General features: G+C 64.0%; 24 protein-coding genes and 1 other RNA gene. 15 read left to right on the top strand and 10 right to left on the bottom strand.

Translation table 11 applies throughout. The annotated features are described in order from the left end of the window. The first annotated feature begins 20 nt into the window (after nt 1-20). Nucleotides 21-878 carry an aldo/keto reductase gene (locus ADBZ9O_RS24580; RefSeq protein WP_526525607.1) on the top strand — a complete coding sequence of 286 codons (858 nt, stop codon included), beginning with the start codon at nt 21-23 and terminating at the stop codon, nt 876-878. Here the strand turns inward: ADBZ9O_RS24580 and ADBZ9O_RS24575 are convergent. Genes ADBZ9O_RS24575 through ADBZ9O_RS24565 form a run of 3 tightly spaced genes read right to left on the bottom strand, consistent with a single transcriptional unit; the run spans nt 854 to nt 4760 of the window. Further along, the gene (locus ADBZ9O_RS24575; RefSeq protein ID WP_526525606.1) at nt 854-3088 is read right to left on the bottom strand and encodes a molybdopterin-dependent oxidoreductase; all 2235 of its coding nucleotides are present in this window, start codon (nt 3086-3088) and stop codon (nt 854-856) included. The two genes, ADBZ9O_RS24580 and ADBZ9O_RS24575, sit on opposite strands and share 25 nt — an antisense overlap. A 38-nt stretch (nt 3089-3126) precedes the next feature. Further along, nucleotides 3127-3546: a Zn-ribbon domain-containing OB-fold protein gene (locus tag ADBZ9O_RS24570; protein WP_526525605.1), complete on the bottom strand. Its 420-nt coding sequence runs from the start codon at nt 3544-3546 to the stop codon at nt 3127-3129. 8 nt (nt 3547-3554) lie between these two features. Next, nucleotides 3555-4760: a thiolase family protein gene (locus ADBZ9O_RS24565; protein WP_526525603.1), complete on the bottom strand. Its 1206-nt coding sequence runs from the start codon at nt 4758-4760 to the stop codon at nt 3555-3557. Nucleotides 4761-4795: 35 nt separating this feature from the next. Here ADBZ9O_RS24565 and ADBZ9O_RS24560 point away from each other — a divergent pair, with 35 nt between their 5' ends. Further along, nucleotides 4796-5389, top strand: coding sequence for a TetR/AcrR family transcriptional regulator (locus tag ADBZ9O_RS24560; protein ID WP_526525602.1), 594 nt, complete (start codon nt 4796-4798; stop codon nt 5387-5389). On the opposite strand, the gene ADBZ9O_RS24555 is transcribed toward ADBZ9O_RS24560, so the two are convergent. The 3 genes from ADBZ9O_RS24555 to ADBZ9O_RS24545 form a co-directional block, all read right to left on the bottom strand. Next, a complete protein-coding gene (locus tag ADBZ9O_RS24555) occupies nt 5382-6602 on the bottom strand; it encodes an acyl-CoA dehydrogenase family protein (RefSeq protein WP_526525601.1) in 1221 nt (406 codons plus the stop codon). The two genes, ADBZ9O_RS24560 and ADBZ9O_RS24555, sit on opposite strands and share 8 nt — an antisense overlap. A gap of 39 nt (nt 6603-6641) precedes the next feature. Further along, nucleotides 6642-7994, bottom strand: a complete 1353-nt coding sequence (locus tag ADBZ9O_RS24550; protein ID WP_526525600.1) for an acyl-CoA dehydrogenase family protein — start codon at nt 7992-7994, stop codon at nt 6642-6644. Between the two features lie 75 nt (nt 7995-8069). After that, on the bottom strand, nt 8070-8879 hold the full coding sequence (locus ADBZ9O_RS24545) for an inositol monophosphatase family protein (protein ID WP_526525599.1): 810 nt from the start codon (nt 8877-8879) through the stop codon (nt 8070-8072). A 24-nt stretch (nt 8880-8903) separates the two neighbouring features. Here ADBZ9O_RS24545 and ADBZ9O_RS24540 point away from each other — a divergent pair, with 24 nt between their 5' ends. Then, nucleotides 8904-9239, top strand: coding sequence for a hypothetical protein (locus tag ADBZ9O_RS24540; RefSeq protein ID WP_526525597.1), 336 nt, complete (start codon nt 8904-8906; stop codon nt 9237-9239). 35 nt (nt 9240-9274) lie between these two features. After that, nucleotides 9275-9679, top strand: coding sequence for a PPOX class F420-dependent oxidoreductase (locus tag ADBZ9O_RS24535; protein ID WP_526525596.1), 405 nt, complete (start codon nt 9275-9277; stop codon nt 9677-9679). A gap of 19 nt (nt 9680-9698) precedes the next feature. Here ADBZ9O_RS24535 and ADBZ9O_RS24530 read toward each other — a convergent pair whose 3' ends face one another. Further along, nucleotides 9699-11072, bottom strand: a complete 1374-nt coding sequence (locus ADBZ9O_RS24530) for an FAD-dependent oxidoreductase (protein WP_526525594.1) — start codon at nt 11070-11072, stop codon at nt 9699-9701. 286 nt (nt 11073-11358) lie between these two features. Here ADBZ9O_RS24530 and prfB point away from each other — a divergent pair, with 286 nt between their 5' ends. The 9 genes from prfB (at nt 11359) to ssrA (ending at nt 18585) form a co-directional block, all read left to right on the top strand. Continuing rightward, complete coding sequence (gene prfB, locus ADBZ9O_RS24525; RefSeq protein ID WP_526525593.1) at nt 11359-12462, top strand: peptide chain release factor 2; 1104 nt, start codon at nt 11359-11361, stop codon at nt 12460-12462. Beyond that, nucleotides 12452-13426, top strand: a complete 975-nt coding sequence (locus ADBZ9O_RS24520) for a mechanosensitive ion channel family protein (RefSeq protein WP_526525592.1) — start codon at nt 12452-12454, stop codon at nt 13424-13426. The genes prfB and ADBZ9O_RS24520 overlap by 11 nt, the downstream gene beginning before the upstream one ends. Next, nucleotides 13423-13977, top strand: a complete 555-nt coding sequence (locus ADBZ9O_RS24515) for an Rv3103c family proline-rich protein (RefSeq protein WP_526525591.1) — start codon at nt 13423-13425, stop codon at nt 13975-13977. Before ADBZ9O_RS24520 ends, ADBZ9O_RS24515 begins: the two co-directional genes overlap by 4 nt. 45 nt (nt 13978-14022) lie before the next feature. Further along, complete coding sequence (gene ftsE, locus ADBZ9O_RS24510; protein ID WP_526533458.1) at nt 14023-14712, top strand: cell division ATP-binding protein FtsE; 690 nt, start codon at nt 14023-14025, stop codon at nt 14710-14712. Beyond that, a complete protein-coding gene (gene ftsX / locus ADBZ9O_RS24505; RefSeq protein ID WP_526525590.1) occupies nt 14713-15606 on the top strand; it encodes a permease-like cell division protein FtsX in 894 nt (297 codons plus the stop codon). Between the two features lie 3 nt (nt 15607-15609). Then, nucleotides 15610-16119 (top strand): SsrA-binding protein SmpB, encoded by a 510-nt coding sequence (gene smpB / locus ADBZ9O_RS24500; RefSeq protein WP_526525589.1) that lies wholly within the window; start codon nt 15610-15612, stop codon nt 16117-16119. Further along, nucleotides 16116-16961 carry an EamA family transporter gene (locus tag ADBZ9O_RS24495; protein ID WP_526533456.1) on the top strand — a complete coding sequence of 282 codons (846 nt, stop codon included), beginning with the start codon at nt 16116-16118 and terminating at the stop codon, nt 16959-16961. Before smpB ends, ADBZ9O_RS24495 begins: the two co-directional genes overlap by 4 nt. A 66-nt stretch (nt 16962-17027) precedes the next feature. Then, on the top strand, nt 17028-18146 hold the full coding sequence (locus tag ADBZ9O_RS24490; RefSeq protein WP_526525587.1) for an AI-2E family transporter: 1119 nt from the start codon (nt 17028-17030) through the stop codon (nt 18144-18146). 70 nt (nt 18147-18216) lie between these two features. Next, nucleotides 18217-18585: a transfer-messenger RNA gene (ssrA, locus tag ADBZ9O_RS24485) on the top strand. Between the two features lie 47 nt (nt 18586-18632). Here ssrA and ADBZ9O_RS24480 read toward each other — a convergent pair. Then, nucleotides 18633-20579, bottom strand: a complete 1947-nt coding sequence (locus ADBZ9O_RS24480) for a YhgE/Pip family protein (RefSeq protein WP_526525586.1) — start codon at nt 20577-20579, stop codon at nt 18633-18635. A 4-nt stretch (nt 20580-20583) separates the two neighbouring features. Then, entirely contained in the window at nt 20584-21282 is a 699-nt protein-coding gene (locus ADBZ9O_RS24475) for a hypothetical protein (RefSeq protein WP_526525585.1), read from the bottom strand. 92 nt (nt 21283-21374) lie between these two features. Between ADBZ9O_RS24475 and ADBZ9O_RS24470 the strand changes: the two genes are divergently transcribed. After that, nucleotides 21375-21986, top strand: coding sequence for a TetR/AcrR family transcriptional regulator (locus ADBZ9O_RS24470; RefSeq protein WP_526525584.1), 612 nt, complete (start codon nt 21375-21377; stop codon nt 21984-21986). Nucleotides 21987-22033: 47 nt separating this feature from the next. On the opposite strand, the gene ADBZ9O_RS24465 is transcribed toward ADBZ9O_RS24470, so the two are convergent. After that, complete coding sequence (locus ADBZ9O_RS24465; RefSeq protein WP_526525582.1) at nt 22034-23695, bottom strand: serine hydrolase domain-containing protein; 1662 nt, start codon at nt 23693-23695, stop codon at nt 22034-22036. 278 nt (nt 23696-23973) lie between these two features. Here ADBZ9O_RS24465 and ADBZ9O_RS24460 point away from each other — a divergent pair, with 278 nt between their 5' ends. Next, a complete protein-coding gene (locus ADBZ9O_RS24460) occupies nt 23974-24135 on the top strand; it encodes a hypothetical protein (protein WP_526525580.1) in 162 nt (53 codons plus the stop codon). Nucleotides 24136-24164: the final 29 nt, after the last annotated feature.

Below are 24164 nucleotides of genomic sequence, written 5' to 3'. Positions count from 1 at the left end.
ACTGACGCTAGCCTCGAGGCATGGAGCACTTCCCCCTCGGTCGGTTTTCGGTCAATCGCGTCGGGTTCGGAGCCATGCAGCTGCCAGGGCCCGGCGTGTTCGGCCCACCCAAAGACCGTGGCCAAGCCATTGCGGTACTGCGCCGTGCCGTCGAACTCGGTGTCGACCACATCGATACCGCGCAGTACTACGGGCCGGACGTGGCCAACGAACTGATCCGGGCGGCGCTGTATCCGTATCCGGACAACCTGGCCTTGGTCAGCAAGGTGGGTGGCCGTCGCGACGACGTCGGCGCGTGGCTGGCGGTCGAAGATCCTGCCGATCTGCGCAAGGACCTGGAAGCAAACCTGACCACCTTGGGTATCGAGCAGTTGGCGGCGGTCAACCTGCGGCTGATGGACAGCGCGGAGCCCGATGAGCTGTTCGACCGGCAACTGGACGTGATGATCAAGGCGCGGGAAGAGGGCCTGATCGGCGGAATCGGATTGAGCAGCATCGATCTGCCGCATCTGCTGCACGCGCTGGGGCGGACCGAAATCGTCTGCGTGCAAAACCCCTACAACTTGGTCGACCGGTCGTCGCAGGCGGTGCTCGACGAATGCAACGCGCACGGCATCGCCTTCGTACCGTTCTTCCCGCTGGGATCGGCCTTCACCCAAGACAATCGGGTACTCGGCAACGATATTGTCCGACGCGCTGCGACCGAACTCGACCGCACGCCGGCACAGGTCGCGCTGGCTTGGACACTGAGCGTCGCGCCGAATGTGCTGCTGATTCCGGGTACGTCCTCAGTACCGCATCTGGAGGAGAATCTCGCGGTCGCCGATATCGAACTCGACGCGGCCACCCGTGCTCAACTGCTGGCCGTTACCGCCTGAGCCGCCCGACGCACCTCGCACGGAACCCCATTGACCACCTGGGTGTTACTCGGAACATCAATCAGCTCAGCAGGATTGAGCAGGTTCGAGTTCACCCCGGGATGGGAGTTGGCGATATCGAGGCTGGTTCCGTCCCGGCCGTGCCCCCATCCATGGGGGAGTGACACCACCCCCGGCTTCATCTCATCGGAGACCTCGGTGACCACCGATACCGAACCCGCGCAGGTGCTCACGTCGGCAAGATCTCCGTCGCCAAGACCCAGCTGGGCGGCGTCGTCGGGATGTACCAGCAGTGTGCACCGGTCTTTACCTCGCATCAGCGTCGGCACATTGTGTAGCCACGAGTTGTTGGACCGTAGGTGTCGGCGGCTCGTCAAGACGAGTCCCTCTGCGGCGCGGTCGATGCGGGCCAACAGACGTGGAATATCGGCGGTCAACATCGGGTGCACCAGCTCGACCTTGCCCGACGGTGTCGTGACCGTTTCGTCGAGCCTGCCGCCGGCGAGCTCCGCCAGTCGGAGGCCATCCGGGTGCCGCCGAACCATATCGAGGGTGAGGCCACCGGGGTGCAGGCCCAGATCATCACCCCACGGCCCGACTCGAATTCCCAGGTCGGCCAGGCGCTCTGGGCCGCGGCCGGCCAGGGCGGCGAACACCTGTTCTGGATCCCGCCCGGTCAGCGGGGTGCCTTTGGTGCTACAGATACTGGCGATCAGGCCCTGGGTATAGAGATCATCGAGCCCGGCGATGTCCACGTCGGGCACGGGAACTCCGACCGCACCTCCCGCGAGGCGGAGCAGAATCTCCCATTCCGAGGGGCGGTCGGCCGCGGGCGGAAAAACCGGGTCGGACCATTTCACGCAGGAGGCAACCGAATACATCCAGTACAGGTCGTCACAGTGCGCACGCTCCAGCGGGGACAGACCAGGCAGGATGACATCGGCATGTCTGGTCGTCTCGTTGAGCCAGTTGTCCACCGAGATCATCGCGTCCAGCCCCGCCAGGGCCGCGTCGAGACGGGCCGCCCCTGGCGCGGAGATCACCGGGTTGCCCGCGACGGTGACGAGCGCACGGACCTGACCCTTGCCAGGCGTGTCGATCTCCTCGGCCAGGCAGCTGACCGGGAACTGGCCCAGCACCTCGGGGGCGCCTCGGACCCGACTGCGGTAGCGGCCGTATTCCCATCCCGCCCCTGTCTGATCGGGCGGTTTCATGAACATCGGTGACCAGACGGCAGCTTTCGCGAATACGGCTCCGCCGAGGCGGTCGATGGCGCCGAGTGCGGCATTGATAACGAACACCAGCCAGGTCGCCAACGTGCCGAATTCCTGCGTGCAGGTGCCGATCCGGCTGTAGAGCACGGGATTTTCCGCGCCGGCCAGCTCGGCAGCCAGGCGGCGGATATCCGCCGCTGGGATTCCGCTGGGCCCGGCGACCCGTTCCGGCGTGAAAGGTGCGGCCATGGCGATCACCTCGTCGAGGCCGAGGATCCGGCCGGCCAGGTGGTCAGGGCGACGGATCCCGCCGGTCTCGGCCAGTGTCGCCAGGATGGCGAACAGCACCAACGCGTCGGTGCCGGGTTGGATGGGCACCCATTCACTGGCCCGTTGTGCGGTCTGCGTACGTCGCGGGTCGACAACGACGACCTTGCCGCCGCGGCGCCGGATCGCGGCCAGCTTGCCCATTACATCGGGTGCCGAGAGCATCGAGCCTTGGGATGCAGAAGGGTTGGCGCCCAGGATGATCAGATGATCGGTCCGGTCCAGATCAGGAATCGGTGCGTTCCACATGCCGCCGAACAGCAATGTCCCGACCACGTTCAGCGGCCATTGGTCGACGGTGCCCGGTGAGTAGTAGGCCGGCATGCCTGCCGCCCCGGCGAAGCCCACCAGCGCACCGATATAGCTTTCCAGCGCGAGGTTGTGGGCTACCGGATTCCCGACATAGACCGTCAATGCCGCAGCACCGTACTGGTCGATGACGGGGCGGAGCACCCGCTCCGTCTCAGCGAATGCGTCATCCCAGCTGACGGGGACGTGATCGCCGGAAGCATTGCGCACCAACGGGACCCGCAGCCGGTTCGGATCATCGTGGAGGTGGCCCAGCGACGTTCCTTTCGGGCACAGATGCCCTTGGGACCACACGTCATCGGAGTTGCCGCGGATACTGGTCACCAGGTCAGCTTCGGTGGTGATCCGAAGTCCGCACATGGCCTCACACAGTGGGCAGGTGACCCGGTGTTCCGGCATCAGCCGGCGGGGTCGGGCTCGTAGCGCAGCAAGGTGACCTCGTGTTCCGGGTAATCGAAGAACACCGGCCGCACCCGCATCCCGATCTCCAGATCCGCCGGGTCGGTGTTGACCATCTCGGTGCTGAACCGTGGGCCCTCGTCCCACTGCACGACGGCCAGCAGTTGCGGCACGTCAGCAGCGAAATGCGGGGATACCGGTTTCATCGCGATCGTGAAGGTGTACAGCGTCCCGGCGCCGGAGATTTCGCGCCATTCCAGGTCATCGGCCAGCGTGCGGGGCGACAGAATTCGGGGATAGAACACATACTGACCCAGCGACGGCGAGTACTGGATGCGAATGGTGTGCTCCGCCAGTGCATCCCAGAAGGGAGCGCTGACCGGAGTTTTGATCGGCATGGGCTTTTCAAAGGTGGTCATGGTCGTCCTCAGTCGCCCTGCAGGATCAAAGTGGTTTGCTCGCTGAGTATTCCGCCGTTGCCGGAGACGAATGCGGTGTGCGCATCGCTGACCTGAGCGGCGCCGGCGCGGCCCATCAATTGGCGGGTGGCATCGCAGACGTGGTGCATACCGCCGGCGTTGCCACACTGGCCGAATCCCAGCTGCCCGCCTGCGGTGTTCACCGGGAAATCACCGCGGAAGGTGAGGTCGTGGGAATTGACGAACTCCATCCCCTTGCCCTTTTCGCAGAACCCGGCGTCTTCCAGGCTCAGCAGCACGGTGATGGTGTAGCAGTCATAGATCGACGCGATATCGATATCGGAGCGCGCGACCCCGGCCATCGCGAACGCCGTATCGGCGGCCTTGGTGATCGGCGTGGCCAGCAGATCCTCGGCATAGGTGGGCGTCTTGTAGGGCACGTGCTCGCCGAACCCCTTGATCCACACCGGGCGGTTGCGTGACCTGCGGGCCAGGTCGGCATTCGCCACGACCACCGACGCACCGCCAAAACAGGGCATCACGATCTCGAGGCGGTGCAATGGGTCCGCGATCATCGGGCTGGCGAGGACATCCTCGATGGTGATCGACTTGTCGTGCCAGATCGCACCTTCGGTGTGGTTGGCATTGACCCGCTGATCAACCGCAATTTTCGCCATGGCGCGCTCGTCGTAGCCGTAAATGGCGCCGTACCGTCGGGCCACCTGCCCGTAGGGGCCGTTCTGACCGAGATTTCCGTAAGGGATCTCGAACTCGGCTTGCGGCGAGCCGTACTGGTTACTTGAGGCGCCGAAGTACAGCGCGTCGCCATAGTCCTTGGGCTTCTTCGGCGTCGACGGCGTCATGTACTGCGCCGGAATGGTGCACAGCACTGCATTGCAGATGCCGAGTTCGACCGCCGCTGCCGCCCGCCACACCATGGCTGCTGCCGTAGCACCGCCCAGATCGACGAACTCGGCGAAATTCGCCGGGATGCCGAGGTATTCGGCGATGGTCGACGGAACGAAGATTTCCGACTCCATCAACGGGCTGCAGACGATTCCGTCGACCTCCGTGGCGGCGATACCCGCATCGGCCAGCGCCGCAGCGCTCAATGTGGCCCATTGTTCAAGGGTGAAGGTCAGCGGCTCGATGGGGGTGCGGGACGGCGGCAATTCGGTGAATCCGACGATCGCCGCTTCGCCTCGAAGTCCCATCGCGATAGCCTCCAGATTAGATACAGGTGAAGTTCGTGCGGAAAACCGTGTTTTCCACACGCTACCAACCGCCGGAGGGGGAGGCAATCGTGGCAGGCATGGCCGATGCCATCTACGCACGCGCCTTGACCCTTCTCGACGAAGAGGGGGTGGCGGGTATCAGTGCCCGGCGACTCGCCGCGGAGCTGCGCTGTTCGACCAAGACGTTGTATCAGCAGGTCGGAAACCAGGACCAGCTGATTCGGGCGCTGGTGGCGCGGCATTTCGGGGAGCTCCGATTGGAGTTCGTCGAGGCCGACACCTGGCAGGAGAGCGCGATGCGGTGGTGTCGCGCCGTGCGGACGGCCCTGCTGGCACACCCGCATTTGTCAGGGCTGATGACCTACGACGACCGGGAACCGATCGCGGCCTACGTGGACACATTGCTGAGGGTCCTGATCGCCGACGGTGTGGCGCCGCCGTTGGCGCGCAACTTCTGCCGCATGTTGGTCCACACCACGATCAGTTTGACCGGCGCTGAGATCGCCGCTGCCGGCCACCCACCCGAAGTCTTCGCCGAGATTTTCGAGAACACCGTGAGGTGGCTGGTGCTGGGTGCCGCGGTCGATTCGGTTGCTTGGGTTACTTGAGTTCTGCAGACGACAGGCCCAGAAGCCGGCGGGCGACCACCAACTGTTGAATCTGCTGGGTGCCTTCGAAGATGTCGAGGATCTTCGAGTCGCGACCCCACTTCTCCAGCAGCATGTTCTCGGAATAGCCAGTGGTTCCGGCCATTTCGACAGCTTTGAGCGTGATATCGCTGGCAACGCGGGCCGCTTTGGCCTTACCCATCGACGCTTCTTTGGAGTTCGGGATGTTGTTATCGGCCTGCCACGCCGACCGCACGGTCAACAGGTAGCCTGACTCCCAATCGGCCTCCATGCGGATGAACTCCGCCGCCGCCGCACTTTGGGCATGGGACGGCTTGTCATAGGAGATCTCGATACCTGCATCGGTGAGGATGGTGCGCAATTCCTCCAGCGCAGCGCGGGCGATACCGACGGCCATTGCCGCGACGATCGGCCTGGTGTTGTCGAAGGTCTCCATCACCCCGGCAAATCCCTTGTCGACGTTGATGTCCGGGTTGCCGAGCAGATTTTCCTTGGGAATGCGCGCGTTATCGAACCGGATGGCAGCGGTGTCGGAAGCCTTGATACCAAGTTTGTGCTCGAGGCGCTCCACGGTGACACCGGGATGCTCGCGCGGCACGATGAACGATTTGATGGCCGCCCGGCCAAGGGATTTGTCCAGCGTCGCCCAGACGACGATGTGGGTGGCGCGCGACCCTGCGGTGACATAGATCTTCTCGCCGTTGATCACGTACTCGTCGCCGTCGAGCTTGGCCGTGGTGGACACTGCCGCGGAATCGGAACCGAAGCTCGGCTCGGTGATGGCCATCGCGGCCCATACCTTGCCGAGGCGTTCCAGCTGCTCGTCGGTCGCCACTCCGGAAAGGGCTGCATTGCCGAGCCCCTGGTAGGGGATGGACAGCACCAGCGCAACATCGCCCCAGCTGACCTCGGTGACGTTGAGTACCGCGGACATGTTGCCGCCGTTGATATTTGACTTCGTGCCGTCACCGGAGTCGGCAACATCGCGGAACGCCTCCGCGCCGGCGAGTGAGATGGTCTTGGCGGCCGAGATGCCCTCGAAGAGGCTCGCCAGTGTATCCAGTTCCACCGGGTAGGCGTGTTCTTGGAGATCGTATTTACGCGAGATGGGTCGCAGCATCTCGGCGGCACCCTGGTGGCCCTTTTCGATGACGGCTTGCAGCTTCTTCGGCATTTCCAAATTGATTGCCATGACGAGGTTTTCCGTTCCTGAGTCTACTTAGAGGACGACTTAGATGACTACGACGCCCTCGGCGACGCCGATCGCGCGCAGATCGCGGTACCAGCGTTCGGCGGGATGCTCCTTGGTGAAGCCGTGACCGCCGAGCAGCTGAACGCCGTCCAGGCCGATCTGCATGCCCTTGTCGGTGGCGAGCCGTTTGGCCAGCGCAGCCTCCCTGGCGAAGGACAGGCCCTGCTCGGCGCGGGCGGCGCCGCGCCAGGTGACCAGGCGAAGTCCGTCGAGCTCGATGGCGATATTCGCGCACATGAACGCTACTGACTGCCGCCGCGCGATCGGCTCGCCGAACGCTTCCCGTTCCTTGACGTAGGGGATGACGTAGTCGAGTACCGCGTGGGAGGTGCCCACCGCCAGCGCCGCCCAGCCAAGGCGCGATAACGCGATGGCTTCCGAATAGTCGTCATCGCTCGCGTCGTCTTCGCCGAGTAGAGAGGTCAGGGGCACGATGACCTTGTTCAGTTCGACCCGGCCCAGCGCGGCGGCCCGGATACCCATACTGGGGTCGGATTTGACTGTTAGACCGGCCGTTTCGGCTTCGACGATGAACATGGCCGGCTTACCGTTGAGCTGTGCGCCGATGATGAACAGCTCGGCATCGGCTGCCGCCGGTACCAGTGATTTGACGCCGTCGAGCCGATAGCCGCTCGGCGTGCGCACCGCGGTGGTCTTCAACATGGTGGGGTCGAAGAGGGCATGGGGTTCGGCGATGGCCAGGCACGCCTGCGGCACTGAGTCGCCGGCGAATTCCTTGAGATAGGTGGCCTGCTGGCTGGCGCTACCCCAATGGGTCAGCGCGGACGCGACGCCGCCGGGGGCGAGGATCGGCAGGGCCAGGCCCATATCGCCATACGCCAGTGCCTCGGCGACCAGCGCGTTCGTGACCGTGCTGCGGTGCTCGGCGATCCCGTCGAAATCCTCGGGGACATTGATCGCCGTGACACCGAGTTCGGCGGCCTTGGCGATCAACTCGGCAGGGAAGGTCGCCGCGTCATCCGCGTCATAGGCGGCAGGTCGCAGGATCTCCTCGGCGAACTCGTTGACGGTCTCCAGGATCATCTTCTGGTCGTCGTCGGGAGTCAGGTCGAAATAGTCTGCGCCGCTGGCCTTTAACCGGGTCGGTGACTTACCCAGTGCGCCGACACGCTTGAACTGCCGGCTCGATGCTCCCATGGCGGAAAAGCCCGCCGTGACGCCGTAGCGCAGGCTCCGGTTGAACGGATCGCGAAGGTTGTAGCGGTCCAGGAACTTCTGGCCGACGAACGGCGTGAGTAGCGCGATACCGATATCGACAGAATTTCGCTTGTGCTTCTGAAGTCCGACGGCGCTCTCGCGGGTATTGGTCATGGCGGCAGCCTCAATGTTGGGGAGCAGTATTCGTACCTTACTCCAGAGTAAGGTACGAAGAGGCTGTTACATGGCTCACATAGGGGTGAGTCGCGTCAATACCTGGTCGTGCAGCAGTCCGTTTGTCGCCAGCGCACTCCCGCCGTGTGGGCCGGGACGGCCGTCGACGCTGGTGAACGAACCGCCCGCCTCGCGAACGAGAATGTCCAGCGGCGCCAGATCCCACAGCTTCACCTCGGGCTCGACGACGATATCGACGGCTCCTTCGGCCAGCAGGCAGTACGACCAGAAGTCGCCGTAGGCCCGAACGCGCCAGACTTCACCGGTCAGGGCGATGAAGGGCTCACGTCGCTCTTCCCAGCCGGTCAGATCGGAAAACGACATACTCGCCGACGCGATATCGCCGACCCCGGACACCGACAGCCGTCGCGCCGGCCCGGCACCGAATGACCCGTACGCGCCCTCGCCGCGGGCGGCCCACCACCGCCGACCCAGGGCGGGCGCGCTGACCACACCGACCACAGGGATGCCGTCCTCCAGCAGCGCAATCAACGTGCACCACACGGGAACACCGCGGACGAAATTCTTGGTGCCGTCGATCGGGTCGAGGACCCACTGCCGGCCGGTGAAAGATGGTGTGCCGCCGAACTCTTCGCCGAAGATCTGATCATCGGGCCGCATCGTGCCGAGCACATCGCGCAATTCGATTTCTGCCGAGTGGTCGGCGTCGGTCACCGGCGATAGGTCCGGTTTGGTGTCGATCCGCAGATCCAGCGCCCCGTACCGGTCCATGGTCAAGCCATCAGCGCGGGCTGCCAAGTCCAGTGCCAGTGACAAATCGTTCTTGATGGCTTCTTGCGCGACGTCTTGCGCAACATTGTTCATGGCAGCAGTCCTACCATGGGCCTTGTGTGGGAATTCGCGATGTTGCTGCTGTTGGTCGGTGCGCTGGCGCTTGTGATCGGACCGCGCTTGATGCGGCGTGGTCCCCGGCCTGGGCCCGCGGCAGCACCGGGCACCCTGCTGATCACCGGGGTCAGTCCACGACCCGAGGCCGACGGCGAGCAGTTCGTCACCATCTCCGGCGTCATCACCGGTCCTACCGTCTCCGAACACGTCGTCTACCAGCGTCGGGCCGTCGATGTGAACCAGTGGCCGACGATCGGCGCGCTGATCCCCGTCATCTACTCACCGAAGAACCCCGACAAATGGGATTTCGCGCCGCCGGACGCGCAAACGTTCTAGGTAATCGAGACGCCCAACTAAAGAGGAGCTCCATCGTGCCTGTGCCACTGCCCGATGACCTGATCGCCCTGCTGGGCAAGCCCAGCCCGTGTTTCGTGGCGACGGTGATGCCCAATGGTTCGCCTCAACTGACGCAGACGTGGGTCACCACCGATGGCCAGCACGTCGTGATCAACATCGTCGAAGGCCATCAGAAGGCCAGGAATCTGACTCGTGACCCTCGGGTGGCGGTCAACGTCGTCGACCCGGAGAACGTCTTCCGCTTCTATGCAGTGCGCGGTCGGGTGGTCTCGATGAAAACCGAAGGCGGTCTGGACAGCATCAACGAGATTTCGCAGAAATACCTCGGGATCCCGTACCCGAATTTCACCGGCCAGCCGGAGACCCGCGTCATCGTCACGATCGAAGCCGATTCGGTGACGCCGCCGGCGCGGGACTAAGGCTCCAGGTAGCCAACCGTCAGCTGTGCGCGATCCGCAACAGGTCGGCGACGCTGGTCAGTTTCACCCGCGGTCGGCCATGCGGTTGACCGGTGGTGCGCTCGTGGGCGTCGATCAGCGCCCAATGGTCGTCGGTGATCAGATGCGGTTGCCGCGCCAGCAGCCACTCGACCAACTCCTGGGCGTAGTCGTCTCCACGGTCCTGCAAAGCGGTACCGGCCAGATCGGCCAGCAGGGTGTCCACGGTCTCCTGCGAGTCCTTCTTATTGCTGCCCACGACCCCCGACGGTCCCCGCTTTATCCAGCCCACCACGTACTCGTCGTTACGCTCGGCGATCCGGCCGTTGATGTGCGGAATCGTGCCGGAGCGCTCGTCGAACGGCAGGCCCGGCGTCGGAACCCCGCGATAGCCGACGGCGCGAACCACCAACTGCGCGGGTAGCTCCTCGCGAGTACCGGTGTCCTTCGCCACCACCCGTCCGTTATCACTGACAAGTTCGTTGCTACCCAACACAATCGACTCGACCCGGCCGTCACCCTTGATCTCGATGGGTGAGGTGCGGAATCGGAACACGATGCGGCGGTTGCCTTCAGTGGGCACCTGGTCGGCGAACTTTCGCAGTGCCTTGATGTTCTGCCGGACACCCTTGCTGGCGGCGTCGAGATCGGCTTCGCTGATATCGGCGAGATCGGCGGGGTCGACGATCACATCGACATTGGCCAGACCCTCCAGGTCGCCCAGTTCGCGTAGCTCCAACGTGGTGAACGTGGCTTGCAGAGGGCCGCGGCGGCCGATCACCACGACTTCATCCACGCTGCGGGCGTGCAGCGACTCCAGTGCGTGGTCGGAGATATCTGTGGCGGCCAAGGCTTTCGGGTCGGTCACAAGAATTCGGGCGACGTCCAGGGCGACATTGCCGTTGCCGACCACGACGGCTCGCCCACCCGTGAGGTCGGGGGCGATCCCCTCGAAATGTGGATGCGCGTTGTACCAGCCGACGAAATCGACGGCGGCGACGCTGCCGGCCAGATCCTCGCCGGGGATGTCCAAGGGGCGATCCGATTGCGCTCCAACGGCATACACCACCGCGTCGTAGCGCTGCGCAAGTTCGGCGGTCTGCACGTGATCGCCGACGGTGATGTTGCCGAAGAACCGGAACCGGGGATCGAGTGACGTCTTCTCGAACTGGCTACTGATCGATTTGATCTTCGGGTGATCTGGGGCCACCCCGGATCGGACCAGACCCCACGGCGTCGGGAGCATTTCCAACATATCGACCCGCACGTCGAGGTCGTCCTCGGCGTCTGCGGCCTTCAGCAGCGATGCCGCAGCGAAAAATCCGGAGGGTCCTGAACCGACGATCGCCACATGGTAAGGGCGTACCTGGGACATAAATGAAGTGCTTTCTGTGGATAGCCGCACTCGCGCAATGGGCTGTCGCGGTAGCGGTCGGGCATAGGGAACGGGGGCGTGGCTGGCCGTGCAGAGCATCAACGCCTCGGTGACCGGTCATTGGGCTGGACCGGCGAGGCTGGCTGGTTGGCGCGCTACACAAATCGGATACACATGTGATGTTAGGTCCGCTTCCCATCAGATGCTGGTAAATGCCCTGCGTAGAAGCCGCCGTTGTCCTTGCCGATGGACACCGAGACTGCGGCCGACGGTAACGTGGACAGCCGTGGACCCCGACCTTCAGGCTGATCTCGACGCACTCGACACCACTTTGACCACAGTGGAGCGGGTGCTCGATATTGACGGTCTGCGCGGCCGGATCGAGAAGCTCGAACATGAAGCGTCCGATCCTTCGCTGTGGGATGACCAGGCGAATGCACAGAAGGTCACCAGCGAGTTGTCACACGCCCAGAGCGAGTTGCGCCGCGTGGAAGGGCTGCGCCAGCGGCTCGAGGACCTCCCGGTGCTCTACGAACTGGCCGCCGAAGAGGGCGATCAGGAAGTCGCCGAAGCCGATGCCGAGCGGCTCTTGCTGCGCGATGAGATCGAGACGCTGGAAGTGCGGACGCTGCTCTCGGGCGAATACGACGCGCGCGAGGCCGTCGTCACCATCCGGTCAGGTGCCGGCGGGGTGGATGCGGCGGACTGGGCCGAGATGTTGATGCGGATGTACATCCGATGGGCGGAGAAACACGACTACAAGGTCGAGGTTTTCGATACGTCCTACGCCGAAGAAGCGGGCATCAAGAGCGCGACGTTTGCGGTACACGCGCCGTATGCCTACGGCACCTTATCGGTGGAACAGGGCACGCACAGGCTGGTGCGGATCAGTCCGTTCGACAACCAGAGCCGCCGCCAGACGTCGTTCGCCGACGTCGAGGTGTTGCCGGTGGTCGACGCGGTCGACCACATCGATATTCCCGAGGGTGACGTGCGCGTCGACGTCTACCGCTCCAGCGGTCCTGGCGGCCAGTCGGTCAACACCACCGACTCCGCGGTTCGGCTCACCCACATCCCGACCAATATCGTCGTCACCTGTCAGAACGAGAAATCGCAGTTGCAGAACAAGGTATCGGCGATGCGTGTTCTGCAGGCAAAGTTGTTGGAGCGTAAGCGGTTAGAAGAGCGAGCCGAAATGGACGCGCTCAAGGGGGACGGCGGCAGCTCCTGGGGCAACCAGATGCGATCGTATGTTCTGCACCCCTACCAAATGGTCAAGGATTTGCGCACCGAGTACGAGGTCGGAAACCCATCGGCAGTACTGGATGGGGACATCGACGGATTCCTGGAGGCGGGAATCCGCTGGCGTAACAGGCGAGATGACGAATAACACCACGTATCTGGCGATATCGATGGGGCAACGCTGGCACGACTTCTGGCGCGGCGGCATCGGCGAATGGATCATCACGCGGGGTCTGAAGATCACGCTGCTCGTCATCTTCGCGATCATCGCCGCCCGTTTCATCAGTTGGCTCGCCCAGAAGATCACCCGACGCATCGACGCCGACTTCCAGGACAGTGACCAGCTGGTCCGCACGGAGAGCGCCAAGCATCGACAGGCGGTCGCCTCGGTCATCTCCTGGGTGTCGATCGCGGTGCTGTTCGTCGTGGTCGCGGTGGATATCACCGACGTATTGGCCATCCCCGTCGGCTCACTGGTGGCGCCGGCCGCGGTGCTGGGCGCTGCGCTAGGTTTCGGCGCACAGCGCATTGTTCAAGACCTACTCGCGGGCTTTTTCATCATCACCGAGAAGCAGTACGGCTTCGGTGATCTGGTGGCACTGACCGTCACCGGCATCGCCGCACCGGCGGAGGGCACGGTCGAAGATGTCACTCTGCGGGTCACGAAGCTGCGGTCCAGCGAAGGGGAAGTGTTCACCATCCCCAACGGCCAGATCGCCAAGACGATGAACCTGTCCAAGGACTGGGCCCGTGCGGTGATCGACATCCCGGTTCCGACCAGTGCGGACCTCACCATGGTCAACGACGTGCTGCAGGGTGTCAGTGACACGGCCATGAAGGACCCCGAGCTGCGGGAACTGCTGCTGGACGCGCCGCAGCTGATGGGTGTCGAGAGCATCGAACTCGACACCGTGAATCTGCGGATGGTGGCGCGGACACTGCCGGGCAAGCAGTTTGAGGTCGGCCGAAAGATCCGCGTGCTGGTCGTTTCCGGGCTCCTCCGGGCGGGGATCGTCACCTCCGCGGATAACTCCCCGGTCGTCAACACGATCCCGAGTGGTGCCGCAGTCAAACCTCCCGTGGCGCCCAAGGAAACGCAGGACTCCGAATGACGTTCTGGAACTGGGTGACGCGCAAGCGCACCGATCGCGGGTGGCCCGGGTACATCATCAACGGCCGGATCCGCACATCGACCGCCGCCCTGATCCTGGCGTTCATTGCGATCTCGTGGGTGCACAACACCTATCAACCCCCGCCCGCCGATCCCGCACAGGAAACCCAGGTGGTGCCGCCGGGCTTTGTGCCAGACCCGGATTACACCTGGGTACCGCGGACCCAGGTCGAACAGGCCCCGCGGACGGTCTACCGCACGGCCACCCCTACGCGGACCACTGAGCCGAGCCCCACCGAGACGCCGACGGAGACCACCAGCCCCGGTGAGACCACCTCCACCCCGACGTCGCCCGGGGACACCCCGACCACCGTCGTCGATCCTGACGGTGCCGGCCCACTTCCGCCGACGACGGTCACCGGCGACCCGCAGGCACCGACCAACGGGCCGTCGAGCGTGCCGAACAGGTCCGGCACCCCGACGACAGCATCCACCGCTCCCGGCGTCCCAGGACCGACTCAGACACCAACACCGGCGCCCCTGTTCCCCTAGCGTGCCCAGGACACCTCTGGTCCACCGCTACACTGGCGTGCCGTGATGATCACCCTCGACAACGTGACCAAGCAGTACAAACAGTCGGCGCGTCCTGCGCTCGACAATGTGAGTCTCAAGATCGACAAGGGTGAGTTCGTCTTTCTCATCGGCCCGTCGGGCTCTGGCAAATCCACATTCATGCGCCTGCTGCTGGCCGAGGAGACCCCGACCACCGGCGATGTCCGCGTTTCCAAGTTCCACGTCAACAAGCTGTCGGGACGTCATGTCCCTAGCCTGCGCCAGGTGCTGGGCTGCGTATTCCAGGACTTCCGGCTGCTGCAGCAGAAGAATGTCTTCGAAAATGTCGCCTTCGCCCTAGAGGTGATCGGTAAGCGGGCCGACACCATCAATCGGGTGGTTCCCGATGTGCTGGAGATGGTCGGCCTGTCAGGTAAGGCCAACCGGCTCCCTGGCGAACTGTCCGGTGGCGAGCAACAGCGTGTCGCCATCGCCCGTGCGTTCGTTAACCGGCCGCTGGTGCTGCTGGCCGACGAACCCACAGGCAACCTCGATCCCGATACCAGCAAAGACATCATGGATCTGCTGGAGCGGATCAACCGGACCGGAACCACGGTCCTGATGGCCACCCACGACCATCACATCGTCGACTCGATGCGCCAACGCGTTGTCGAACTGTCACTGGGCCGCCTGGTCCGCGACGAGCAGCGTGGCGTCTACGGAATGGATCGATAAGTGCGTTTTGGCTTCCTGCTCAACGAGGTCGTAACCGGCCTGCGTCGCAACGTCACCATGACGATCGCGATGGTTTTGACGACCGCGATCTCGATCGGTTTGTTCGGTGGCGGTCTGCTGGTGGTTCGGCTCGCCGATCACTCCCGCAACATCTACCTGGACCGCGTCGAGACCCAGGTTTTCCTGACCAACGACGTGTCCGCGAACGATATGACCTGCGATTCGGACCCGTGTAAATCGCTGCGCGCCCAGATCGAGGGCCGTGATGACGTGAAGTCGGTGCGTTTCCTCAATCGTGACGACGCCTACAACGACGCGATCCGGAAGTTCCCGCAGTACAAAGATGTGGCGGGTAAGGATTCGTTCCCGGCGTCGTTCATCGTCAAGCTGGACAACCCCGAACAGCACAAAGATTTCGACCAGGCGATAGCCGGTCAGCCCGGCGTACTCAACGTGTTGAACCAGAAGGATCTGATCGACCGATTGTTCGCCGTGCTGGATGGATTGTCTGCCGCCGCCTTCGCGGTCGCGCTGGTTCAGGCCGTCGGTGCTGTCCTGCTGATTGCGAACATGGTCCAGGTCGCGGCGTACACCAGACGCACCGAGATCGGCATCATGCGACTGGTCGGCGCGAGCCGCTGGTACACCCAGTTACCGTTCCTGTTGGAGGCGGTGGTTGCGGCGACCGCGGGTGTGATCATCGCGATCGCGGGATTGATTGTGGTGCGCGCGCTGTTCCTGGAGAAAGCGCTCAACCAGTTCTATCAAGCCAATCTCGTCGCGCGGATCGACTACGCCGACATTCTCTATATCTCACCCATCCTGTTCGGTGTGGGTGTGGCGATGGCGGGTGTGACGTCCTATGTCACGCTGCGGCTCTACGTGCGAAGGTAAGTCATGCCCAAACAAGGGGCCAAACCCGGGGCCAAGAAACAGGACCCCCTCAAGAAGCAGATCGTGGCGAGCAACCGCAAGGCTCGGCACAACTACGCCATCCTCGACGTATACGAGGCCGGGGTGGCGCTGGTCGGTACCGAAGTGAAGAGCCTGCGCGAAGGCCAGGCGTCGATGGCCGATGCGTTCGCCACCATCGACGACGGCGAGATCTGGCTGCGCAACCTGCATATCCCGGAGTATCACCACGGCACCTGGACCAACCACGCCGTGCGCCGCAACCGTAAATTGCTGCTGCACCGCAAGGAGATTGACAACCTCGTCGGCAAGATCAAGGACGGCAACCTCACGTTGGTGCCGCTGTCGCTGTACTTCATCGAGGGCAAGGTCAAAGTCGAACTGGCGCTGGCCCGCGGTAAACAGGCCCACGACAAACGCCAAGACATGGCCAAGCGTGACGCCGAGCGTGAGGTCACCCGCGAACTAGGCAGGCGCAACAAAGGCATGTCCTGATCGCTGCCGCGCTCGCCCTGTTATCCGGATTCGGCTATGGGGTGAGCGATTTCGTCGGGGGCATCGCGTCCCGGCGAGTTCCGGCATTGCGGGTGGTGCTGGTGTCCTACCCGGTGGCCATGGTGCTGCTCGGCATATTGGCGGTGATTGTCGGCGGCGAGATATCCGGGCCGGCGATCTTCTGGGGCTCGGTGTGCGGGATCAGCCAGGCGTTCGGTGTGTGGTGGTTCTACGCGGCGCTGGCCGCAGGCCCGATCTCCGTGGTGTCCCCGCTGACCGCCATCCTGGTTGCCGGTGTCCCGGTGGGCGTCGGGGTCGCGATGGGGGAGCGGCCCAGTTTGGTGGCCAGTATCGGCATCGTGATCGCCTTGGCGGCGGTGTATCTGGTCAGCCGCGACGCCACTGACGAGGACGAGTCACCACACCGGTTCACCAAAACGGTGGCCTGGCTGACGGTCGGGTCCGGGCTGGCCTTCGGCCTCAACTTCGTCCTCATCCATCAGGCCCCACCCGAATCGAATCTGTGGCCATTGCTGTTCGCGCGGATCTCGGCGACCGTGCTGATCCTGGTGATCGCGGCGGCCAGTCGCAATCTGCACCTCCCGACCGGTCAGCCGCTGAAGTTGGCCCTGGCCGCCGGTGTCATCGACACGATTTCCAATGTGGCGATGCTGTTGGCCCTACACGCGTCGCTCTTGTCGCTGGCCAGTGTGTTGATCTCGCTGTACCCCGCGGCCACGGTGGCACTGGCGATGGTGGTACTCAAGGAGCGGGTGACCCGGTGGCAGGCAGTCGGCATGGTGCTGGCCCTGGCTGCAGTGGCGATGATCGCCACCGGTTGACCCGAACGGATGTGACCTTTGCACCTGATATCGGGTAATCGCCCGATAGCGGGTATTAGAAGGGGCGTGCAGGTAAAAACGACAGATTCACCCAGCCGCGGATCGATTTATCAGACGCACCTTCGGTCGGGCGCCGTGGTGGCGATCGAGTTTGTCGCCGTGGCTGCCGCACTCTGGATCCTGGCGTGGGTAATCGGCAAGTCGTGGGTGATCGTGCTGCCGGTGGTGCTGGCGCTCATCGTCTGCACGGTGTTGTGGCCGCCGGTGCGCTGGTTGCGGAACAAGGGTCTGCCCCCGGCCGCGGCGGTGATGGCAGTACTGGTCGTCGCCGCAGGCGTTGCGGCCGGTGTCGTCGCCGCGGTGGCGCCTGCGATCGCTGAGCAGTCCGCCGAACTTGCCCAGCAGGCCTCGTCAGGGGTGGTGCAGGTGCGGGACTGGCTTGGCGGCCCGCCGTTGAATATCAGTGAAGAGCAACTGAATTCGGCCGTCACGGCGATCAACGATCGACTGAACTCGAGCAGCGCACAGATCGCTTCTGGGGTCTTTACCGGGGTGGGTGCCGCGACGTCGGCGCTGATCACCCTGTTCACCGCGATCGTCGTGACCTTCTTCCTGCTCAAGGATGGGCCGCGCTTCGTCCCATGGCTGCGTCGCGCGGTCGGTAAGCCGGCGGCGCCGCACCTCGCGGAGGTTCTCGAGCGCGTCTGGTCGACGCTCGGGGGATTCATTCGAACGCAGGCGTTGGTGAGCTTTGTCGACGCTGTGCTCATCGGGATCGGCCTGGTGGTTCTCGGGGTGCCCTTGGCCTATGCGCTCGCGATCATCACGTTCATCGGCGGTTTCGTGCCAATTGTCGGAGCCTTCGTGGCCGGTGGGCTCGCGGTACTGATCGCTTTGGTCGCCAACGGCCCGGTGAACGCGCTCATCGTGCTCGGGATCATCCTGGCGGTGCAGCAACTCGAAGGCAACGTGCTGCAGCCGTGGCTGCAAGCAAAATCGATGAAGCTGCACGCGGTGATCGTCCTGCTGGCCGTCACGTTCGGCGCCTCGACGTTCGGTGTGATCGGTGCCTTTCTCGCGGTGCCGGTTACAGCAGCAGCGGCGGTTGTCATCCGCTACTACGGGGAGCAAGTCAGCCAAACCCACCGGCTGGCACTGCGCGATGACGTGACCACGCCGGGATGAATTAATCGTTGGACCGTGTTGAACTCCCAGGTATGATCGATTGTCCTGCCGAAATTCGGCAGGGATGCGAGGGGCTGAACGGTTTCGACTTCGCGCATCGAATCAAGGGAAGCGTGCCGGTGCAGGCAAATGACCACCGTAAGCGTCGTTGCAACCAATTAAGCGCCGATTCCAATCAGCGCGACTACGCCCTCGCTGCCTAAGCGACGGTGTGTCTGTCAGACCGGGAGCGCCCTCGGCCCGGACCCTGGCATCAGCTAGAGGGACAAACCACTAAGTTCGGTCGCGGGATCTAGTGGGACATCAAACAGCGACTGGGATCGTCATCTCGTCTTGTTCGCGTGAACGAGAGATCCAAGTAGAGACATAGCGAACTGCGCACGGAGAAGTCTTGAGGGAATGCCGTAGGACCCGGGTTCGATTCCCGGCAGCTCCACCATCGAGAAAGAGGCCAGGCCGAAAGGCCTGGCCTCTTTTGTGTATCCGCTACATCTTGACGCTTGGCACCAACCGGGTGAGGTTCCACAACTGGTTGCGTCGGGCCGCCAGCGAGGTCAGCAGGATCGACCCCAAGGACAAGGCGACCATGAAGATCAGCGCCTGCCACAGCCGATCGTCGATGCCGCCGAGGATCAACTGCCGCAGCCCGTTGACGCCGTAGGTCATCGGGTCGAGCCGGTGCAGAGCCTGAAACGGCTTGGTCGTGGTCTCGACGGGGTAGAGCCCGCCGGCGCTGACCAGCTGCAACATCAGCAGCGTCATCAGGAGGACCTTGCCCAAGACCGGGCCGAGCAGGGCGCTGATCGCTTGTGCCACTGCGATGAAGGCGCAGGAAGCCAGCATCATGAAGCCCAGCATCGCCACCGGGTGTTCCGCGTGTACGTGCAGGGCGAAGCGTACGACGCAGTAAAGGATTACCGCCTGGGGAATCCCGATGAGGACGGCGGGCAGGTAACTGGCCAGCGTTACCCGGATCGGGCTGATCTCGGCGGCGATGGCCCGGGCTTGCAGCGGACGGAACGCCATCCACAACAGCATGGCGCCGAAGAACAGTGCGAGCGTGAGGAAGAACGGTGCCATGCCGGTGCCGAAGTTCGGCGCCGAATTCTCATGTGAGCTCGTCAGCTGAACCGGACCACCAATCGTCTCGGCGATGGCGTCCTTCTGCTGGGGTGTCCAGTCGGGGACCTTCTGCGCGCCATCGGTGAGCTTGGTCGCCAGCTCCTGGGATCCGGAATTCAACTGCGCCGTGGCGGATTTCAGCTGCCGGGCGCCGTCGTCGAGTGTGGCGATGCCGGCGTTGAGTTGTGCATTGCCCGACGCCACCTGCTTGGCGCCATCCCTAAGCTGCGTGAGCTTGTCGGTGAGTTCCTTGCCCTTGGTGGAGATATCGGTCAGCGCGGAACCGACAGGACCGCCCGCGCTGGCGGTGGCACGTGCCTTGTCGAGCTTCGCCTGAATGTTCGGGGTTAGCTGGTGGGCCAGCAATTGGTCGCGGGTATCGCGCAGTTTCGTGGTGGCCATCACCGACACCGGATCCTGGTTGGCCGACAGGTTGTCGATGATCGAGTTCATCGACTGGGCCGCGGCGTCTTGCGCCCCGGCGATGGTGTCGAGGTCGTCGGACGCCTCGGCCAGCGCCGACGAGCTGTCCTGCACCTGGCCGTTGACCTGATCGCTCTGAGTACCGATCTGTGCCAACAGGTTGGTGATCTTCAGCAGAGGATCGGTCGCGGTGTTGATTCCGTCTGAGAGCTTGCGGGAACCGACCGCCAGCTCTGCGGATCCGCTGCGGGCAGTATTAAGGCCGGCCACCAACTGGCCTGCGCCAGCGTCGAGTTGGGTTGCGCCATCGGAGAGCTTGTTCGCGCCGTCGGCCGCCTGTTTGATGCCCGCGCCCGAGGTGGTGATCACCGAGAGCACCTGGTTGACCGCCTGCCCCGAGATCCTGGTCGACACGGCGTTGAGCACCTGTTCCACCGCGGTGCGGCCGATGCTCGACGAGATGTAGTTGTTGGCGTCGTTGTACTCGGCGATCAGTTGTGCCTTGCGCGGGTTACCGGTGGTGGGTGACGCGATGGCCTCGCTGAAGTCCGGCGGTAGTTCCAGCATGAAGTAGTACTTGCCGTGTGCGACCCCATCGCGCGCCTCGGCGTCATCGACGAGGTGCCAGTCCAGGCTGGCGTCATCGGTGAGCCGGCCGGCGATCTCGTTGCCGACATTCATCGGCTCACCGGAGACCTCGGTACCCCGGTCCGAATTGACCAGTGCCACCGGAAGTTTGTTCACGTGACCGAACGGATCCCAGTACGCCCACAGATACAGCGCGCCGTAGGTCAGTGGCATCAGCATGAGGACGACGACGGCGATGCGCGTCATCCGATTACGGGCGAAGCGTTTGATCTCCGACCCGAGGGCAAGTCCGCCCACCATCTTCTTAATCCTTCCCCGAGGTGTTCGGGATATGTACTTCGTGCTCGGGTGCCTGGTCGCCGAGCGAATTCGTCACGCCCACAACGACCAGGTGGTCGGCGGCGATGGCGCCGAGGCGCTGCGCGGCCTGCGACCGCCGTCCGTTGTCACGGACCTGTTCGAGATCACCGACCACCAGGACCGGTCGCTCCGAGTACAGCGCCAGGGCGATTTGCAGCAGGAACATCTCTAGGTCGCCCAGGTCCCCGATGTAGTCGGTCGATGCCGGGCGTTCGATCTCCCCGAACACTTCAGCCAGTACGTTTCGGGGGGCATCGTTACGCGACCGGCGGAACAGGGGGGATAGCCACCGGCGCTGTTCGGTCACGACTGTTCCCACGGTGACCGCGTCGTCCAGATCGTCGATGTCGCCGAAAGCCGCGATCGCGCAGTGCCGGCGGATCGCCCGCGGCGCGGTCTCACCGAACACGGCGACGCTGCCGTGGCTCGGCTTGAGCCGTCCGGCCAGGGTGAGCAGCAGTGCCTTCTGGCTGTGGCCGCCGGGCATGTGCACCGCGTGCAGGCCGCGATCAAGGTCCAAGTCGACGTCGCTGAACAGTGGGCCGTGCTCACCGTCGAACGTCAAACCCCGCGACACGATGATCGCCTCGCCGTCGGCGCCGGGATGCGCCTGCGCTGTGTGGACCGGAGCGTGTCGGCTCATGGTCGCCTCCTGGGTTGCTGTCTCAACGGGTCGATGATTCAATACGATATGCATCGAATACGGAATGCATCGAGTTTGAGAGGCAGTTTGTCGTGAAGGTCACAGAGACGCGGGAAACCCGCCGGCGAAGCAACACCCGGGCCCGTTTGATCGAGGCCACCGACGAACTCATCCGGGACAGTGGCCGGACCTGGTTCGGCGTGGAGGAGGTGTGCCGGGCGGCCGGCTACACCCGTGGGGCCTTCTACTCCAGTTATGACGACATGGAGGGCCTGCTCTTCGAGGTTTACGAGCATCAGAACGAGGCCCTCGTCGAGCGGTTGCGCAGCACCGCCGAACCACTGCTGCGAACCAAGGGAGTTCTCAGGACAGACCGCGTGGTGCGCCAATTGCTGAAGGCTGGCGTCGCCGATCAACCGCGCATTGCCCTGCATGCCGCCCTGGTGGCACGCGCCGCCCATCAGCCCGACATCGCCCGCGCACTGGACGCCCTAGTCGAACGCCTCCGCGAAGGGCTGCAAGGGATCTTCGTCGAACTGATCGCCAAGACCGGCCGGACCATGACCGTCACGCCGGAGATCTTCACCCGCGCGCTGATGGCCGCCCAGGCTGGCGCCTCCGGCCAGTTCCTCAGCGATCGCGCCGCCACCGAGGAAGTCCGCTACCTCATCGCACTGGCCGTTGTCGAAGGACTGTCCGCTTGACGGTGATAAGACCCCGGCCGAAAGAACAAGGCCTGTTTGCTTTTCCGTCAATCGGTGAATGCGCGAGAGTACTGGCAGCCGTCGCGCTCCACCCACGGTGTCGTCCCGTTGACCGGCGGCCCGAAGGTGATGCGCTCGGGCAGTCTCGGGTCGGCACCGATTCGAAAGGTCCGCCCTCCCAGCGGAACAAGTTCGCAATCGTCGGTGGGAGCTTCGACGCCGCCGGGCGCGATTAGGACCAATCGCCCCTGGCGCAACACCACTCTGAAGTTGGTGAACCACGGCGAATACGAGCGGTAGTGTCCGCAGAACGATTCCAGCTCGGCGGACGGCACGTGCGCCGGGGTCGGTGTGCCGGCACGGGCGAACGTCCGCGGGCCCCAATGCCAGGTGTCGTCCCGAAAGGTCAGCGAGAATCGCGCGAGTGACAGGTTGCGGACCACCGCGCCGCGGGTCCAGGTGCGCAGCAAGGGCTCCCGCTTACCGTCGAACTCGAGGGCCAATCGCACACGGCCGCGGCTGCGTTCCTCGACGGTGATCCGAATCGTCGGCGGTTCGTCCGATTCCGAGGCATTGTCGACGAATTCGCCGACATAGCCATCGCTTTCGACGCTCGCCGGCCACCACTGTGGCAGGAGCCCCGCGGTATCGACGGAGCCGGGAGACTTCAGCTCAGCGGCAACACTGCGGGCGATCGCCTCGGCGATCGGGCTGTCGCCGTTGGCGTTGGTGAGCACGCAGACCGCGATTCCGTCGTCGAGATCGGCCAGCAGGAAGGAGGCGTAGCCGACCATGCCGCCGCCGTGTGACACGACGGTGCGCCCGGCCACCTGTTCGACGTTGATGCCCAGGCCGTAGCGGCTGGTCTCGGTGGCAGCGACACCGGCCAGCGACAGGACGTCCTCGCCGTCGGGGGCTGTTGAACCCACCATGATCTCGAAGTCGGCGGGATCGAGGATCGTCGTGTGATCGACGGTGCCTCGGCCCAGCAACATGCGCGCGAATATCGCCAGGTCCGAAGCGGTGGCCGCGATATTGCCGTCGGCGCCGGCCACCTCCAGCCACGGTGCCTGTACCAACGGATCACCAGGGACCCATGGCTGGTCGTCGTACAAAGCCTGATAGCCGCGCGCCAGCGATGCGTAGTCGGCGTGCGTCACACAGGTGATGGTGGACGTCATCTGCAGGGGTGCCAGGATGTGCTCGCGAACGAGGTCGACAATCCGAGCCCCGGAGACTTCGCGGGCTACCTCGCCGAGCAGCAGAAAGCCCAGATTTGAGTAGTGGAAGAACGTTCCGGGTGCGGCCGGCGACACACTGCCGGTGAATGTGGCAACCTGGCCGAGCTCGTCGGGCAGCGCCTCGGTGCTGGCCACCAGGCCGGCCGTGTGGGTGAGCAGCCGCTCGATGGTGATCCCCTCGGCGCGCAGGGGTTCGGGCAGCCAATTGAGCACGGCGCCGAGGGGCTCGTCGAGCCGGATGAGGCCGCGGCGCGCCAGTTGCAGAATGGCGATCGCGTTGAACACCTTGCTGATCGAGCCGATCTCGAAAAGATGTTGCGCCGCAACGGGAATGTCTGCGCTCACGTCGGCATGACCGAATCGGTGAGTGAACAGCTCGCGATGTCTGTCGACGGCCACCACGACGCCGCCGGGGACTGCCCAGTGTTCGGCGATCGTGGCTGCTAGTGCCCGTGCCGATTCGCTCATCGCCGCTGTCCGCAATACAACATACTCAGTATACTAAGCGCTGATTGCCGGCACCGCCGTCCCGAAGGATGACCCCGAAGCGCTGCGGCGGGTGTTGTCCGACAACGCCCAAAGCGCGCAACTGGCGTTGATCACCTGCGGCGGCGAGTTCGACGCCAGCTATCGGGCCAGTGCCGACAACGTCGTCGCCTTCGCCGCCCGGTCGTGATGTCGGCGCACTACGAGATCAGCGCCGCTGCGGGCCTGTAGTTCATGCTCTCGCGCATCAACCACCATTGATGCGTAGGGCGTTGGCACGTAACGAATTGCGACGGGAGGCCGGGTTCGACTACGGCAGCTTCACCGAAGAATTGCAGGCCGGGCCCATCATTCCTGGCCTGGTTTCTTTTACCGTCAATACGGCGCGTGATGAGTTCGGTGGTGACACGATGTCGCGGTGAACGCAGGCGCGAACGGTAGTGCAGTGACC

It is taken from the genome of Mycobacterium sp. (assembly GCF_965229105.1).
In the GTDB taxonomy this organism is placed as follows: Bacteria; Actinomycetota; Actinomycetes; order Mycobacteriales; family Mycobacteriaceae; genus Mycobacterium.
The sequence above is the reverse complement of the archived record's forward strand: the minus strand, read 5'-3'. Positions and strand labels throughout refer to the sequence as shown.